Source organism: Butyricimonas sp. Marseille-P2440 (genome assembly GCF_900091675.1).
Taxonomy (GTDB): Bacteria; Bacteroidota; Bacteroidia; order Bacteroidales; family Marinifilaceae; genus Butyricimonas; species Butyricimonas synergistica.
Genome location: NZ_LT594610.1, coordinates 378305 through 394974, shown reverse-complemented (window position 1 = coordinate 394974; position 16670 = coordinate 378305). Strand labels below are relative to the sequence as shown.

Here is a 16670-nt window from a genome sequence, read left to right as displayed (position 1 = left end):
CAACATTGGCGTTTTTTTTTTCGCCAATATACGTTCTTTGTTTATGACCATTTTTACACGAAGTCTCGCCGACCTCCTTGTTGCTTTCAAGATGTGTCACGGTTTTGACTCCATATAAAAAGCATAAATAAATGAATATCCACACATCAGACAAACTAGAATTTTCAAAAATCGGCGTTGGTGCTTGAATGGTGTAAAGCAAAACAGAGAGCGCGGTGGAAGATCGGTAGCGTCTTCCACCCTTTTCACTTGGATACTTACCCACTCTTACCTTATGCGGCATCTCGTAAACGTCAACGCCCTTTACCGCAACGAATCGGGTAATTCCGTCGACATGATGGTTGAGTTCATCCCCGCCTCGCATGACCCGAGGGGACAGGAACTTCCCGAACCCGGAGTCAATCGCATCTTTCATCCCGACCTCCCTATCAATCCCAACAAATTTCAGGACAATGAATACGGGGATGTCGCCGGGCTGTGGAATCCCCGCAAATACATCAATGTCTTTATCTTCCCGTTCAAGGAATCATTTGCAGCTGGGATATCTACCTTCCCTTATATGCCGTGGGGATACCCGCTATCGGGTCTGGTGGAGGGCGACCGTTATTTCTCAGAACTTCCGGACGACTACGTTGCTTGCATCGTGTGGAACACCGATTATATCTTCTATTCCTACCGGATGACTCCCGATAGTCCCCCTTTCGAATTCGGGGGAACATTCACTTTGGCTCACGAACTGGGACACTATCTCGGGTTATTTCATGTTTTCACGGCGCCTTCAAGCCCGGACGATTACTGTGACGATACCCCGACTTACATACACGAGGACCACTCGCTATACCTCGACGAACTCGACGAACTCGATGAACTTTACGAAGCGGGAACAATCGATATATTTGAATTATACAAGGCAGGCATGAAAAGAGTAGACATCCACGGTAACGAATTTATCTCCACCAATATCATGGATTATGAATATGGCTCTTTAGACCGTTTCACCCCCGACCAACGCCGACGAGTGCGTGCCGTGCTAGAATACAGTCCGCTTATACCGGGTCCCAAGATAGAGGTGCCGATAAACCCGATGAGAAATTCTGTTCAACACCGTACAGGACGTTCCGATTCGTCAACACCACCACATCGCCCAATCGGCTACTGAAATTTATTTTCGCCGAAAGGTTTATTTACCGTTCTTTTGAATTCTTGCCAATCTTTATTAGATTTGCAAGAAAGAGATCGGATATGAACATAGAAAAATTACATGGAACGTCAACCCGGTTGTATCAACTTGTGGCTCCTTTAGTCATGAGCCCGGCTATACTCCGCCAAAACAACAATTACCCTTTCAAAACTACAGACCATCACGTGTGGTTCGTGGCAACCGAGGGGGACAAAGTATGCGGCTTCATGCCCATCGAGATCAAAAGTACGTGCATATGCATTGATAACTACTACGTGTCCGGCAACAATACCGCATTATTATCCTCGTTCGCTCAAAAGGCGATCGATGAATTTACAGGCGACAAACCCATTTACGTGATTTCCCACACTTCCCACGCGGACACATTCCGCACGTGTGGCTTCACGGTCAAAAAGGAGTGGAAATTGTATATCAAAATGATACATGAAATCCATGAGAAAAGCTAGAAGCGTGTACGATGCGGTACAATCGCGTTTGGAACGGATATTCTCCGACTTCGATTACGTTTACGTTTCCTTCTCCGGAGGGAAGGACAGCGGGGTTCTACTCAATCTTTGCATCGACTACATCCGCGAACACAAACTCAAACGCAAACTCGGGGTATTTCACATGGATTACGAGGTGCAATACCAGGAAACCATTCGTTACGTGGATCGGGCTTTAGCCGCCAATTCCGACTTGTTGGAAGTCTATCGGGTATGTATCCCCTTCAAGGTATCCACCTGCACTTCCATGTACCAGCGTTTCTGGCGCCCGTGGGACGACAACCTGCGAGAACTGTGGGTACGGGAAATGCCCCAAGGATGTTACCGGAAAGAAGACTTCGATTTCTACACGGAAGATATGTGGGACTACGACTACCAAAACAAATTTGCCGAATGGATTTACCGTAAGAAAGGCGCCGAACGTGTCTGCTGCCTGATCGGCATCCGCACGCAGGAAAGCTACCACCGCTGGCAGGCGATACACGGTGCAAGAAACTACCATAGTTACAAGCACTTGAAATGGACCCACCGGATCAACAAAGGTATCTATAACGCTTATCCTATTTTCGACTGGCAGACGACAGATATCTGGACGGCAAACGGGAAACAAGGCTGGGATTACAACCACCTCTACGATTTGTATTACCAAGCCGGGGTACCGCTTGAACGACAGCGCGTAGCGAGTCCTTTCATTTCGCAAGCACTGCCGAGCCTCAAACTCTACCGGACGATCGACCCGGACACGTGGGGAAAGATGATTAGCCGCGTGAACGGGGTAAACTTCACCGGAATATACGGGGGCACCACAGCCATGGGATGGCAATCTATTTCCCTTCCCGAGGGGCTGACGTGGGCGGAATACATGAAATTCCTGCTCTGCACCCTACCGGAAGAAACCCGTCAGAATTACCTGAACAAACTCTCCACTAGCATGGAATTTTGGCGAAAGAAAGGAGGTTGCCTAGCGGAAGAAACCATCGCCAAACTGATCCGGATGGGCATCCCGATCACTGTCGGCGAAACCACCAACTACAAGACCGACAAGAAACCCGTGCGCATGGAATACCAAGACGACGTGAACATCCCCGAGTTTAAGGAACTTCCCACCTTCAAGCGGATGTGCATCTGTATTCTCAAGAACGACCACGCGTGCAAATACATGGGCTTTGCCCTGAACAAAAGTGAAAATGATCGCAGAAAACGTGTTATGGAAAAATATAAAGCATTAATGGATAGCTATGGAAAAATATAATAGCCCTGTCTACAAGGTGATCCCTGTACCTATCGACAAAGTGGTCGCCAACTCGTACAACCCCAATGTGGTAGCCCCGCCGGAAATGAATCTGCTGGAACTTTCCATCTGGGAAGACGGTTACACCATGCCTTGCGTATGCTACTATATTCCGGAGAAAGACATTTACGAACTGGTGGATGGTTACCATCGCTACAAGGTGATGAAAACCTCAAAACGCATCTTCGAACGCGAACATGGATTACTCCCCGTCGTTGTGATCGACAAGGACATATCCAACCGGATGGCGTCAACCATCCGCCACAACCGGGCACGCGGCTCCCACAGTATTGAACTAATGACCGAAATCGTGGCAGAACTCACGAAAGCCGGAATGTCCGATAGCTGGATCATCCGCAACATCGGTATGGACAAAGACGAACTCCTTCGCCTGAAACAAATCTCCGGGCTCGCGGAACTTTTTGCAGACAAGGAATTCACGCTGACGAAGGAAGACTGAAAGGATTAAGTGATTGACGATTCAGTGATTACGTGATTTCGCCGCTCGTCCCAACGCTACGGTTTGAAGTTGTCGGACAGTTTGTGCGGCAGGAATCACTGAATCGCAAATCACTGAATCACCTAATTATCAAATCATCAAAGTATTGCACCAGCTTCTCGTGTGGCACGGATACACAAACCCGGGCAAAGCGCTTGGCGTATCCTTGATTGGTCTTCGTGAAAAAATCGAGCCCCACGGCACCGATGTAATGGTCGAGTAATTCTTGTTCGCTACGGTTCACGATAACGAAAATTCCCCGGGGGCTTGTCCCGTGATAGAACTCCTCGGCAAGGAATCCCCGTTCCCGCAAATAATCGATATTCAAGGCAATATCCCGTGTAGTGCGTTCCTTGAAAGCAGTCACAGCGGCACGTCCTTCCGGCGTAGTCAACAAACGTAAAACCAATTCCTGCGCAAAACCGTTAATCCCGTTCGTGTTGTACATGACACGTACTTCTAGTTCGTCATGCAATTCCTTGTTACTCGTGTGGATAAACCCGAGGCGTTGCCCGCTCAATCCCACCGATTTGCTGAAACTCTCCGTGATAATCACGTTTTCCATATCCATCAAACGCGTATAATAATCATCGGAAGCATCCATGTAAAGGCGACGATAAGGGCAATCATAAAAGACCACCACCCCAGCATCATTCAACGCACTGATAATCGCCAACTGTTCGTCGTCGTCGTGCTTATCCCCGAGTGGATTACTCGGGTCACTGATTAACACGGCATTTCCCCGCAATTCGTCGATCATCTCCATCAAGTCGGATTGTCGATCATACCCCACGCTCTCGATATGACGTATTTTCAGCATCTTGAAATAACATCCCCAGTAATAAGTCGGCAGGTACAACCGTCCGATATTCACGGTTTGAGCCACCAGATCGAGGGCGTGCATCCCTCCCGCTGTCACCAAAATACGATCCGGGGAAGACTTTCCCATGAAAAACTCATCGTTGATTGCCGCCCGCAACTCCGGTCGTCCGGCACCATGCGGATACACCTGTATTTCCGGCGAATTAAAATTAATACCTTTCACGACTTCCGTCAAGTCGATATTCACCACTTGATTGACACCTCTGTTCAGCGGCAGATACTCTTTCCCATTCACCCGGGAAAGTTCTTTCAATGTTTCCCCCAATTGCACGATACGGGAAAGCACAGCCCCACTCTTGTTAATTTTCATTGCTATACTATTTCTTAAATCCTTCAATCTAAAATTAATCAGTCCTTCAATTTAAAATCATAAATCGTAAATCAAAACCTCCCCTCCTTCAGCCTCTCGTTAATCAGATCACGATACTCGTAATAAAGGTCTTCCAGCAACGGCATTTTCTCCGTGAAGAAAGCGTATATCCGCTCGTGATCCTCCGTGCGGTAAAGATTCACCCCCGGTAACTCGAAATAGATGGCACTCACCACTTGTCCCTCAATCCCCGTGTACTCCTCGTCCCACATCAAATCGTCGCCACACTCGGCACGGAACAACGTCTGATAAGACAAAATACACTCGTACACCTCGAAACGTCGCAATTCACTTTTATGGTCGATTTGGAACAACACCAGTGCCTTCTTCTCGTCGACATAGAATTTCAACTGCACCGACGGAATCTTTACCCCCGTCAGCACCCATTTCCGGTACACGTGCTTCCGCCGGCAATACCCCTTGAACCCCTCCCAGAACTTCATTCTTATCTCTTTCGCTTCTTCTCTCGTGAACATCTTTTCAAATTTTGACTGATTTACACGCGAATATAAGAAAATAGTCCGTAAAGTCTATAAAGTCGTTGACCCTGCGGATGCTTTGCTCACGGCAGCTTGAGCTGCCAATAGACTTTGTCCGAAGGACTCCCGTGACCTTATAGACTTTATAGACCTTACGGACTTTATAGACTTTATAAACCTTACAAACCATATGAACTTTATAAACTTTATAAACTTTATTTACTATATTTGCCCGAACGCTACTTGTAGCCTTTAACTTTTAGTAAACATATGCTGACATTAAAATACTATCAGGATAAGACAGAGGCGGGTTGTGACGAAGCAGGAAGAGGATGTTTGGCGGGTCCCGTCTTCGCGGCAGCAGTCATTTTGCCCGAGAATTTCCGCAACGAAATGCTTAACGACTCGAAGCAACTCTCCGAGAAAAAGCGGGATGAATTAAGAACGATCATTGAACGGGAAGCCCTCGCGTGGGCGGTAGCAGCCGTGGATAATGAAGAAATCGACAAGATTAACATACTCAACGCCTCCATTGAAGGGATGCACCGGGCTTTGGCTCAATTAAGCATCACCCCGCAACATATCCTGGTGGATGGCAATCGATTCAAACCTTACGGGAACATCGAGCACCACTGCATCGTGAAAGGCGACTCCAAGTACATGGCTATCGCTGCCGCCTCCATCCTTGCCAAGACTCACCGTGACGAGTATATGCTGCAACTCCACGAGCGTTACCCCATGTACGACTGGGCAAGCAACAAAGGCTACCCGACCAAAAAGCACCGGGCAGGGATCGCCGAACACGGCATCACTCCCTACCACCGGCGTAGTTTCACCCTACTAGACCCGCAACTAACCCTCGAGTTCAATTGAAATAACATCAAGGAATCACCTATGGCTATCATCAATTCCATCATATCCATGTTCTCGTCAAAGCGATTAGCGCAGATCGAATTTTTCAAGACGAATCCCATACAGGTACAACGTGACACGCTGGACGAACTACTCCGCGTAGCAGCCAACACCGAGTACGGGCAGAAATACGACTTTGCCTCCATCCTCACCGCGGAACAATACCGGGAACGATTGCCGATTATCCATTACGAAGAACTGGCTCCCTATTCCGAGCGCCTGATGAACGGCGAGCAGAACTTGCTGTGGCCGGAAGCCATCACGTGGTTTGCCAAATCGTCCGGCACGACTGCCGCTAAAAGCAAATTCATCCCCGTGAGCAAAACCGCCCTCGAAGAATGCCATTTCCGGGGAGGCAAGGATGCCATAGCCATTTTCAATAACCTCTACCCCGACTCCCAGGCTTTCAACGGCAAGACACTGGCTCTCGGCGGCAGCAGCGAGGTGTCCCGAACGAACAACAATTGCCGCTACGGAGACCTTTCCGCCATCCTGATCTCGAACACCCCATTTTGGGCAAACATGATGAAAACCCCCGACCAGTCCATCATGCTCATGAGCCAGTGGGAAGAAAAAATAGAGAAGATATGCGAAACCACCATCAAGGAGGACGTGCGCTGCCTGGCGGGAGTTCCCTCGTGGTTCCTGACGCTTATCAACCGGATCCTCGAGCGCACGGGCAAAGCCAACCTCCACGAGGTGTGGCCCAACCTCGAACTTTTCATCCACGGGGGTATCAACTTCACCCCCTACCGCGAACAGTACAAGCGGCTATTGCCCGACCCAAAAATGAAATATCTCGAAACGTACAACGCCTCCGAGGGATTCTTCGGCTTGCAGGACGACCCCGTCGACACGTCGATGCTGCTCATGCTTGACTATGGCGTGTACTACGAGTTCGTGCCCACGAGCGAACTCGGCAAACCCCGCCCGAAAGCGCTGTTGCTGGAAGAAGTCGAAACCGGGGTAAACTACGCCATCGTTATCTCCACCAACGGCGGGCTGTGGCGCTACATGATCGGCGACACCGTACAATTCACCTCCACCCGCCCCTACAAGTTCAAGATCACCGGGCGCACGAAACTATTCATCAACGCCTTCGGCGAGGAACTCATCATCGACAACGCCATCGAGGCGCTTCACCGGGCGTGCGAACAGACGGGAGCCACCGTGCTTCATTTCACCGCCGCCCCCGTCTTCATGCAGGAAAACAAAAAAGGTGCCCACGAGTGGATTATCGAGTTTGGCACACCACCCTCCGACCCGGAAAGTTTTGCCGACCTCCTCGACCAAGAACTACAACACGTGAATTCCGACTATGAGGCCAAACGCCTCTTGTCGCTCCAACGCCTCATCCTCCACGTTGCCCGCCCGAACCTTTTCACCGACTGGCTGAAAGAAAAAGGCAAACTCGGCGGGCAAAACAAAGTGCCGCAACTGTGGAACGACCGCACGCATATCGAAGAACTCCTAAAAATGCAGGACTGATACATCCCCCGGTTCACAAAATTCACGAACCGAGGCTGGCTCATTTTAACGAATTAGCCCTACCCAGTTATAATTTGTCGAAAATTATAGAATCTAAAACCATAAATTTTACTACATTTGCACTAAGTGAATGGATTGGATAAATTTCTGTACACATCAAAGCAGGAAAACACTCGCAAGAGTGCAATAACTGTGATATAACTAAAATTAAATAGTAAAATGAACAAGTTAGAATTAATTAAAACTGCCTCTGAGAAAAGTGGAGTATCACGGGCTGAAACAACTAAAGTTTTAGCTGCTATTTTGGAAACGATCAAAGAATCTCTGAAAAAAGATGAACCTGTACGTTTACAGGAATTAGGAAGCTTCAACGTAAAAAAGCAGAAAGCGCGGAATGGTTACAATCCATCATCCAAGAAAATGATGGTTATTCCTGCCAAGAAAGTCATCCGCTTTAACCCTAGCAAGAATATCGAAATTTAATTCAATTCAGAGTTTAAAGTAAACACCCCCTCTAATTTTCCCTGTGCCAGGAGAAATTAGAGGGGGTTGTTCTATTTCTAAATCCAAAATCATTAAATCTAAAATTAATAACCTCTATCTTTAAACTTTCCCAGCCTATCTTCGTATATTTGCGTAAAAATAACACACACATGAAAAGAACAACTATCCTAATGATGATCGCCACCGTCCTCGCTTTCGCGGGATGCAAAAGTAACAGTGGCAACAAAGCGGCATTGACCGCCAACGAGTGGCAACTGAAAGAGATGACAACGAGCGAAGGGAAAGTAGCCCTTTCCGAGAGAGTTCCAACTATCCTCCTTACCGACACCAACACGATGTACGGTTTCGCCGGGTGTAACCGTTTCTTCGGGAAATACACCACCGAGGGCAACACGATTAAGCTGGAACCGGGAGGAATGACCATGATGGCATGTCCTGATCTGAAGTTTGAAGACCAGTTCGTGAAAGCTCTTGCCGCCATGACCTCTTACTCTATCGAGAACGGGGAACTGACATTCACCGACAAGGACAAGAAAATGACTCTTGTATTCAAGGTAAAAGAAGCCGATCAGAAAGTAGGCGTGGCAAATGACGCCCACGGGTGTAACGCCGCAGCGGGCTTCACGTGGTCGGAGGTGAAGAAAGACTGCATACGCCTGTTTGAATCGGGTGTGCGTATGAACCCGGCAAACGATCCGGAAGCAACGACTTCCGCTTTTATCGTGTTCTCGGCAGACTCCGCACAAGTGGAAGTATTCCTCCCGAACGTGGAAAATCACCCGATCCTCGGCAGACGCAGCCTCCCGAAAGGCGGATACGCGTGGAACGTGGAAGATGACGACACCTACAACGTGCGCCAGGAGAAAGGTCTGTGGATCATCGAGCAACGAGCAAAAGTCCTATACACGGAAACCCCGAACAGCGTGATTAACGCCGTGTTCCAAGGCGGTGACGGCAAGACCAAAATGCTCTATCAAGTGAACGTCACCTTCTACCCGAACGAGGAACTCGCCGTGGTTACCCTTGACGACCAGACTTACGAGTTGCCGCAACAAGTGATGGCTTCCGGTTATCTCTACAAAAACGACCAAGTCAGCCTCATGGGCAAAGGCACCGAGGCAGAACTCACGCTTCCCGACGGGAAAGTACTGAAGTTGCAAGAAAAGAAATAAAAATAAAAGCCCCTGCGGGGGCTTTTATTTTTACCGTCTATTAACGAGAGAACAATAACTCCCGATACTTCGGCAAAGGCCAAATCTCGTCGTCCACGAGCAATTCCAGTTTATCCACGTGGTAACGAATCTTATCCAAGTAAGGGCGCACGTTTGCCGTGTATTCCTCGGCACGTTTCACCTCGTCGGTTATCGTGTTGGCACACTTGCGTGCCTCGGTCATACCCGACACCATCTTCTGAATCTCGCGGATATGGTGGGAAATCGTGCGAATCTCGTCGATCTGCACATCCGCCACTTCCTCGTAATCCGGAAGGATTGCTTTCAGGGAAGTCACGTTCGCCAATAGCGTGTTCTGGTAAGAAATAGCCGTCGGGATGACGTGGTTCAACACCAAATCGCCCAACACGCGTGATTCGATCTGCAATTTCTTCAAGTAGATTTCATTCTTAATCTCGAACCGGGCTTGCAACTCCCGCTCGCTCAGGATTCCGGAATCCACCAGCAAACGCTTTGCTTTCTCCGAACAATAAGCCTTCAACGCCGGAACACAGTCAACTTCCGTGGAGAGCCCGCGGCGTTCCGCCTCCTCCTTCCACTCCTTGCTGTACCCGTTGCCCTCGAAACGAACGGGCTTTGACTCGATAATATACTTACGCAACACCTGGAAGATTGCCTCGTCCTTCTTCACGCCTTTGTCAATCAAAGCGTCCGTCTCCCGCTTGAAAGCGATCAGCTGTTCCGCCACCGCCGCATTCAACGCAATCATCGGTCCCCCGCAGTTGGCGGAAGAACCCACCGCCCGAAACTCGAAACGATTCCCGGTGAAAGCGAATGGCGACGTGCGGTTGCGGTCGGTGTTATCGAGCATGATCTCCGGAATCTTCCCCACGTTCAACTTCAATTCCGTCTTCTCATCCGGGCTCATCTTCCGGTCGCTCACCTTCTCGACCAGTTCGTCCAGCATCCCGGAAAGATAGTTCCCGAGGAAAACGGACATAATCACGGGAGGCGCCTCGTCCCCTCCCAAACGGGCTTCATTCCCCTGCGACACGATGGACGCCTTCAGCAATTCGCCGTGCTCGTGTACCGCCTTGATGGTCGAAACGAGGAAAATCAAAAACTGCATATTCGACTTCGGTTTTCTACCCGGCGACAGGAGATTGACCCCCGTGTCGGTCATCAACGACCAGTTGTTGTGTTTCCCCGAACCGTTCACCCCCTTGTACGGTTTCTCATGCAGCAACACGCGGAAGTTATGGCGCCGGGCGACCCGCTTCATCGTGGACATGAGCAACTGGTTGTGGTCTACCGCCAGATTCGCCTCCTCGAAGATCGGGGCGCACTCGAATTGATTCGGGGCAACCTCGTTGTGCCGCGTCTTGATCGGGATACCCAGGCAATGGCACTCGTACTCCAACTCGTCCATGAAAGCCGTCACCCGCGCCGGGATGGAACCGAAATACTGGTCCTCCAGCTGCTGATCCTTGGCCGAGGAATGCCCCATAAGCGTTCGCCCGCACAACTTCAAGTCGGGACGGGCGTTATACAGGGCCTCGTCCACCAGAAAATATTCCTGTTCCCAGCCCAGCGTTGCTATCACCCGCTTCACATCCTTGTCGAAATACTGGCAAATATCCACCGCCGCCCGGTCGATCAACGCCAACGCTTTCAAGAGCGGAGTCTTGAAATCAAGCGCCTCACCCGTGTACGCCACGAACACCGTGGGAATACACAAGGTACGGTTGTTTATAAATGCCGGGGAAGCCGGGTCCCACGCCGTGTAACCGCGTGCCTCGAACGTGTTGCGGATACCACCGTTCGGGAAACTGGACGCATCGGGTTCCTGCTGCACAAGCAACCGCCCGTCGAAACACTCGATCACGTCGCCGTCCGGCAACAAATCAATAAACGAATCGTGCTTCTCCGCCGTCGCCCCATTCAAGGGATGGAACCAATGCGTGTAGTGGGTTACCCCTTTCTCCACCGCCCATGCTTTCATTGCCGAGGCAACCTGGTCTGCCAGTCCCCGGTCGATGACGCTTCCCTCGATCATCGCCCGCTCCAATTTCTTGTAAGCCTCGATAGAGAGATAATGCCTCATCTTATCCATTGAAAACACGTTTTCACCAAAAACGGCTGAAGACCTGGGACGCTCCCCACATTCGACGGGTTTGCGACGGGTGATCTCTTGTAAAGCTAAGAATCTAAATTTTGCCATAAATATTTACATTTTCAGAATGAACCCTATTTTTATCGGGGCAAATATACAAAATATCGTCTATTTTTCACGAATACCCCTATATTTTTAATACCATATCAATAAAAATAAGCTTATTTTCGAGAGATACCCCCTGATTAAATCCAGAATCAATGATTAAAAAACATATCGATTGCGGCAAAGACTGAATTTTATTACCTTTGGAAAATCAAGATAAACGAATGACATGAAAAAAATTGCCGCAATACACGACCTATCCGGTTACGGAAGGGCTTCCCTGACCGTAGCGATACCCATTCTCTCGCACATGGGATACCAGGTATGCCCGTTACCTACCGCCATCCTATCCGCCCATAGCGAATACAAGGATTTCCGTTCCCTGGATCTGACCGATTACATGGAAACATTCATCGAGCATTGGAAAGAACTCGATCTTCATTTCGACGCGATTTACACGGGATACCTTGCCTCCGTGAAACAAATGGGGATCGTCAGCAACTTTTTCGATTATTTCAAAGACGATCATAATTTCATATTGGTTGACCCCGTGCTGGGCGACCACGGCTCGCTATACTCCGGCATGACACCTGACATGATCGAAGGCATGAGAGACCTCTGCTCGAAAGCGAAGGTAATCACGCCCAATCTCACGGAAGCCGCATTCCTGCTGGGGAACAATCCCTTGAAGGAAGTTTCCTTGCAAGAGGCTATCAACTGGTGTAAACAACTGAGTGAACTCGGTCCCGAGCACGTGATTATCACTTCTGCGCCCGGCAACGACACCCGGAACGTTGCTACCCTGGCATACAACAAACAAGACGGGCGCACGTGGAGCGTGCAATGCGACTATGTTCCCGCCTCCTACCCCGGGACGGGCGACGCTTTCGCCAGCGTTATCACGGGTTGTATGCTCAACGGCGACAGCCTCCCGGAGGCTCTGGACCGCGCCGTCCACTTTATCAACATGGGCATCAAATCGACCTTTGGCTACAACCACAATCCCCTGGACGGCATGAACCAAGAGAAAGTGTTGCATTATCTCAACGAACCGTTGCCTTATTACAAGTATGAACTTGTAACAATTGAAAATTGAACATCTAAAATATGATCAGGGCTATCATCATCGACCTCGACGGGACCACGCTGCCCCGCGGCCGGAACTCAATCAGCAAAGAGAATCAAGAAGCGCTGGAAGAAGCCGGACGCCAAGGCATCACCCGTATATTGGCGACGGGACGTTCCGTCTTCTCTTTTCAAAACGCGTTACCCGAGGGACTTCCCATCGACTACATGGTATTTTCCTCCGGTGCCGGCATCATGCATTGGAATGACAAACGCCTGATCGGCACCCGGGAACTATCCGCGGAAGCAACAATAGAGATCGCTTCCATGCTGTGGAAATACAATATCAATTTCACGATCCAACAGCCTATCCCCGACAATCACCATTTCTATTACCGGAACACCTCACCCTTGCACGAGGACTTCCGCCGCCGCATAGAGAACTACCCGGGATTGGGCACCCCTATCCAAAGCATACAAGACATCCGGGGAGAAGCCACGCAATTCCTCGTGATACTGGATGCCAGCCAAATTCAACTCCACGGGGAGATTCAAGAGAAATTATCCGGGTATTCCGTGATTCGTTCGACCTCCCCGATTGACAACCAGGCAATCTGGACGGAGATATTCGCCCCAAACGTGAACAAAGGTACTTCCTGCCAGATCCTGCTCGACCAACTCGGCATCCGCTACGCCGAATGTGCCGGGCTAGGGAACGACTACAATGACATCGACTTCCTCGAACGTTGCGGGTATCCCTACATCGTCGCCAATGCCCCCGAACCTTTGCGGGCAAAATTCAACAACGTCACCAACGACACGGACAGCGGACTGGCAGAGTTTATCCACACGGCATTAAGCTTATAACCATGATTTACAAACCGAATTTCTTTGTTATCACCGGGGGACCCGGCGTCGGCAAGACTACCCTGCTCGAACAGCTGCAACAACGAGGTTACCGTTGCGCCCCCGAGGTAGCCCGAGACATCATCCGGGAACAAATAACCCGAAACGGGAACGCCCTTCCCTGGGGCAACATCCCGGCATATACCCGCCTTATGCTCACCCGCTCCGTCGACAGCTACCGGGAAAACATACCGGAAGAGGGAATCCTATTCTTCGACCGGGGCATTCCCGACACCCTCGCCTACACTCACCTTACCCGCCAAACGATTTTCCCCGAACTTCAGCAAGCCCCCCTCGATTACCGCTACAACACCCAAGTATTCATTCTCCCGCCCTGGGCTGAAATATACCACACCGACACCGAACGCAAACAAACTTACCAGGAAGCTGTCGACACCTATAACATCATGCGCTCCACTTACGAATCCCTCGGCTACACCCTCACCATCGTTCCTAAAGCAACTCCGGAAGAACGAGCGGACTTCATCCTGCAACAAATACAATTGAAATAAGGAAATTATATCCCATCAAAAAAGGGGTACATCCGCATGCACCCCTAATCATATTTCAAGAATAATTTCTTCTAAATTACGCCTTTTGCTGACAGCAATTCTACCATCTGTCGTTGCAACTTCACGGCTTCCTCCCGTGCACGGACGGCAAAGTTCTCCGTCTTATCCGCGAAGATAATCCCGCGGGAAGAGTTCACGATTAAACCACAGTGATCGTTCATCCCGTATTTTGCCACTTCCTCGAGGCTACCGCCTTGCGCACCGACTCCCGGCACCAGCAAGAAATGATTCGGCACGATCTCCCGGATACCTGCCAACATTTCAGCTTTCGTGGCACCTACCACGTACATCATATTCCGGTCGTTACCCCATTCCTGTGATTTATGCAAGACTCTCTCGTACAGTTTCTCCCCGTTCTCTTCCAAGAACTGGAAATCAAAAGCCCCCTTGTTCGATGTCAACGCCAACAGGATTACCCATTTCCCCTCGTATTTCAAGAAAGGGGTCACGGAATCCTCGCCCATGTACGGGGCTACCGTGATAGAATCGAAATCCAAAGTTTCCAGGAATGCACGAGCGTACATCTCGGAGGTATTGCCGATATCTCCCCGCTTGGCATCGGCTATCATGAAGATCTCCGGGTACTTGGACTTAATATACTTCACGGTCTTTTCCAACGTGGTCCATCCTTCAACACCCCGGCTCTCGTAGAAAGCAATATTCGGCTTGTAAGCGATAGCCACATCCGCCGTGGCATCCACGATCGCCTTGTTGAACTCGAATACCGGATCTTCGGCATCCATCAAATGTTGCGGGATTTTCTTTATGTCAGAATCCAAACCGACACACAAGAATGATTTCTTTTTCTTTACCTGCTCAAACAGTTCGTTATAGGTCATATTTATTTCACTCTAAATTTTAAACTCTAAACTTTAAACTTTTTAGAATCCGCTCTCCTTCAACTTCTCCGTGTTCTCCTCGATCTGCAACTTCTCGATGATCTCGCCGATATCGCCGTCCATCACGGCAGCCAGATTGTAAAGCGTCAAGTTAATCCGGTGATCGGTTACACGCCCTTGCGGGTAATTGTAAGTACGAATCTTTGCAGAACGGTCACCCGTGGACACCATCGTTTTCCGCTGGGAAGCAATCTGGTCTAAATATTTCTGGTGCTCGATAGCGTAAATACGCGAGCGCAACTCGGTCATTGCCTTCGCCAGATTCTTCAATTGCGATTTCTCGTCCTGGCAGGTCACCACGATACCCGTGGGAATATGCGTCAACCGAATAGCCGAATAGGTCGTGTTCACGGACTGCCCGCCGGGACCGGAAGAACAATACGTGTCTTTGCGTATATCCGCTGGATTCAACACCACGTCCACCTCTTCCGCTTCCGGCAACACTGCCACGGTAGCAGCCGAGGTGTGCACGCGTCCCTGTGTTTCCGTTGCCGGCACCCGTTGCACGCGGTGAACTCCCGACTCGTATTTCATAATCCCGTACACCCCGTCACCGGAGATATTTGCCACGATCTCCTTGTAGCCGCCGGAAGTACCCTCGCTATAATTCGTTATCTCCATCTTCCAACGCTTCGATTCGCAGAACTTCGTGTACATACGGAATAAATCTCCGGCAAAAAGACTGGCTTCATCCCCCCCGGTTCCCGCCCGGATTTCAAGAATCACATTCTTAGAATCCTCGGGATCGGCCGGCACCAACAACATTTTTACTTTTGACTCTATTTCCGGAATTTTAGCATCCAGTTCCTCGATTTCCATCTCGGCCATCTCTCTCAACTCCTTGTCCGTTTCCGACGCCAATATCTCTTGTGCCTCGTCATAGGATTTTACCGCGCTCTTCAACTCGTCACCCGCCTCCACGATCTGTTCCAGATCACGATATTCCTTGTTCAACTTCACAAAACGATTCATGTCCTGTATCACTTCCGGGTCGGTAATCAACTGCCCGATCTCCCGAAAACGAATATAAAATGCCTCTAATTTCTCTAATAGGGAATTGTCGCTCATATATATATAATTATAACCGACGCGAATTTAATAAATTATCAGGACAAAAAAAGATCATTTCCAAGGCAAGTGATAGAATCATGAGCTTTTCGGGAAAAGTTATTTGCCAATACAGGGTGATCTCCAGAATGGTGCACACCTACAAATCGGCGTGCTCAAACTTAAAGTCAAGCCAATAAGTAGCCCGCTTTGCCGTGAATTTCAACACGCAATAAGTCGGATCATCTTTTCCCCCGGGAAAATGCTCGATAAACCAATCCTGCCACAAAGCATCCTTTTCCGCTCTGTCGGTCACCATTTCAATCTCTCCCGTCAGCACGACACTATTGATTTCCTTCTGGAAGCATACTCCCGCTTTCGGGTTTGCAAGGAAATGCTTTGTCTTCTCCGAATAAGTTCCCGTCGAGAACCAAATTGTAGAAATACCCTCGTTTTTCACCTTAGACATGGGCACAGGACGCGGGCAACCGTTCTCGTCCACGGATGCAAGGATCACGCTGTCACACTGTTCCAATAATAATTCAGCCTTACGTTTCAATTCTTCCATTTTCAATACATTTAAAAATTACATTGATCGATCTTTATATCGGTTTCTCCAAAAACAAATCTACACAAAAATTCCGGTATTGCCACATCGTTCCACACAAATACTGGGGAGA

17 protein-coding genes are annotated in these 16670 nt (G+C 49.4%); 11 read left to right on the top strand and 6 right to left on the bottom strand.

Translation table 11 applies throughout. From position 1 onward, the window contains the following. Positions 1 to 274 precede the first annotated feature (274 nt). From BN8899_RS12690 to BN8899_RS12675, 4 genes are all read left to right on the top strand, one after another. Positions 275 to 1159, top strand: a complete 885-nt coding sequence (locus BN8899_RS12690) for a M43 family zinc metalloprotease (RefSeq protein ID WP_065219707.1) — start codon at positions 275 to 277, stop codon at positions 1157 to 1159. Between the two features lie 83 nt (positions 1160 to 1242). Beyond that, on the top strand, positions 1243 to 1647 hold the full coding sequence (locus tag BN8899_RS12685) for a hypothetical protein (RefSeq protein WP_065219706.1): 405 nt from the start codon (positions 1243 to 1245) through the stop codon (positions 1645 to 1647). Then, entirely contained in the window at positions 1634 to 2938 is a 1305-nt protein-coding gene (locus tag BN8899_RS12680) for a DUF3440 domain-containing protein (protein WP_065220716.1), read from the top strand. Before BN8899_RS12685 ends, BN8899_RS12680 begins: the two co-directional genes overlap by 14 nt. Then, positions 2925 to 3437, top strand: a complete 513-nt coding sequence (locus tag BN8899_RS12675) for an IbrB-like domain-containing protein (RefSeq protein ID WP_018337163.1) — start codon at positions 2925 to 2927, stop codon at positions 3435 to 3437. The genes BN8899_RS12680 and BN8899_RS12675 overlap by 14 nt, the downstream gene beginning before the upstream one ends. Positions 3438 to 3555: 118 nt before the next feature. Here the strand turns inward: BN8899_RS12675 and BN8899_RS12670 are convergent, their stop codons facing one another. Together BN8899_RS12670 and BN8899_RS12665 are read right to left on the bottom strand one after the other, a co-directional pair. Then, on the bottom strand, positions 3556 to 4668 hold the full coding sequence (locus BN8899_RS12670; RefSeq protein WP_065219705.1) for a pyridoxal phosphate-dependent aminotransferase: 1113 nt from the start codon (positions 4666 to 4668) through the stop codon (positions 3556 to 3558). A 71-nt stretch (positions 4669 to 4739) separates the two neighbouring features. Further along, positions 4740 to 5204, bottom strand: a complete 465-nt coding sequence (locus tag BN8899_RS12665) for a DUF4268 domain-containing protein (protein WP_065219704.1) — start codon at positions 5202 to 5204, stop codon at positions 4740 to 4742. Positions 5205 to 5477: 273 nt separating this feature from the next. Here BN8899_RS12665 and BN8899_RS12660 point away from each other — a divergent pair, with 273 nt between their 5' ends. From BN8899_RS12660 to BN8899_RS12645, 4 genes are all read left to right on the top strand, one after another. Next, a complete protein-coding gene (locus tag BN8899_RS12660) occupies positions 5478 to 6080 on the top strand; it encodes a ribonuclease HII (RefSeq protein WP_018337166.1) in 603 nt (200 codons plus the stop codon). A 21-nt stretch (positions 6081 to 6101) separates the two neighbouring features. Further along, the gene (locus BN8899_RS12655) at positions 6102 to 7607 is read left to right on the top strand and encodes a GH3 auxin-responsive promoter family protein (RefSeq protein WP_065219703.1); all 1506 of its coding nucleotides are present in this window, start codon (positions 6102 to 6104) and stop codon (positions 7605 to 7607) included. Positions 7608 to 7826: 219 nt separating this feature from the next. Continuing rightward, the gene (locus tag BN8899_RS12650; RefSeq protein ID WP_065219702.1) at positions 7827 to 8090 is read left to right on the top strand and encodes an HU family DNA-binding protein; all 264 of its coding nucleotides are present in this window, start codon (positions 7827 to 7829) and stop codon (positions 8088 to 8090) included. A 170-nt stretch (positions 8091 to 8260) separates the two neighbouring features. Beyond that, on the top strand, positions 8261 to 9283 hold the full coding sequence (locus tag BN8899_RS12645; protein ID WP_231932343.1) for an META domain-containing protein: 1023 nt from the start codon (positions 8261 to 8263) through the stop codon (positions 9281 to 9283). A gap of 40 nt (positions 9284 to 9323) precedes the next feature. On the opposite strand, the gene BN8899_RS12640 is transcribed toward BN8899_RS12645, so the two are convergent. Continuing rightward, on the bottom strand, positions 9324 to 11504 hold the full coding sequence (locus tag BN8899_RS12640; protein WP_065219700.1) for a glutamine synthetase III family protein: 2181 nt from the start codon (positions 11502 to 11504) through the stop codon (positions 9324 to 9326). Between the two features lie 226 nt (positions 11505 to 11730). Here BN8899_RS12640 and BN8899_RS12635 point away from each other — a divergent pair, with 226 nt between their 5' ends. From BN8899_RS12635 to BN8899_RS12625, 3 genes are read left to right on the top strand one after another with little or no spacing between them, the layout of a single operon-like run. Continuing rightward, positions 11731 to 12597, top strand: a complete 867-nt coding sequence (locus BN8899_RS12635) for a pyridoxamine kinase (RefSeq protein WP_065219699.1) — start codon at positions 11731 to 11733, stop codon at positions 12595 to 12597. 11 nt (positions 12598 to 12608) lie between these two features. Beyond that, the gene (locus BN8899_RS12630) at positions 12609 to 13433 is read left to right on the top strand and encodes an HAD-IIB family hydrolase (RefSeq protein WP_065219698.1); all 825 of its coding nucleotides are present in this window, start codon (positions 12609 to 12611) and stop codon (positions 13431 to 13433) included. 2 nt (positions 13434 to 13435) lie between these two features. Beyond that, a complete protein-coding gene (locus tag BN8899_RS12625; protein ID WP_065219697.1) occupies positions 13436 to 13984 on the top strand; it encodes an AAA family ATPase in 549 nt (182 codons plus the stop codon). Positions 13985 to 14055: 71 nt separating this feature from the next. Here the strand turns inward: BN8899_RS12625 and pyrF are convergent, their stop codons facing one another. The 3 genes from pyrF to BN8899_RS12610 form a co-directional block, all read right to left on the bottom strand. Beyond that, positions 14056 to 14883, bottom strand: a complete 828-nt coding sequence (gene pyrF, locus BN8899_RS12620; protein ID WP_065219696.1) for an orotidine-5'-phosphate decarboxylase — start codon at positions 14881 to 14883, stop codon at positions 14056 to 14058. A gap of 42 nt (positions 14884 to 14925) precedes the next feature. After that, positions 14926 to 16011 (bottom strand): peptide chain release factor 1, encoded by a 1086-nt coding sequence (gene prfA / locus BN8899_RS12615; RefSeq protein WP_065219695.1) that lies wholly within the window; start codon positions 16009 to 16011, stop codon positions 14926 to 14928. A 139-nt stretch (positions 16012 to 16150) separates the two neighbouring features. Beyond that, positions 16151 to 16558: a pyridoxamine 5'-phosphate oxidase family protein gene (locus BN8899_RS12610; RefSeq protein ID WP_065219694.1), complete on the bottom strand. Its 408-nt coding sequence runs from the start codon at positions 16556 to 16558 to the stop codon at positions 16151 to 16153. Between the last annotated feature and the right edge of the window lie 112 nt (positions 16559 to 16670).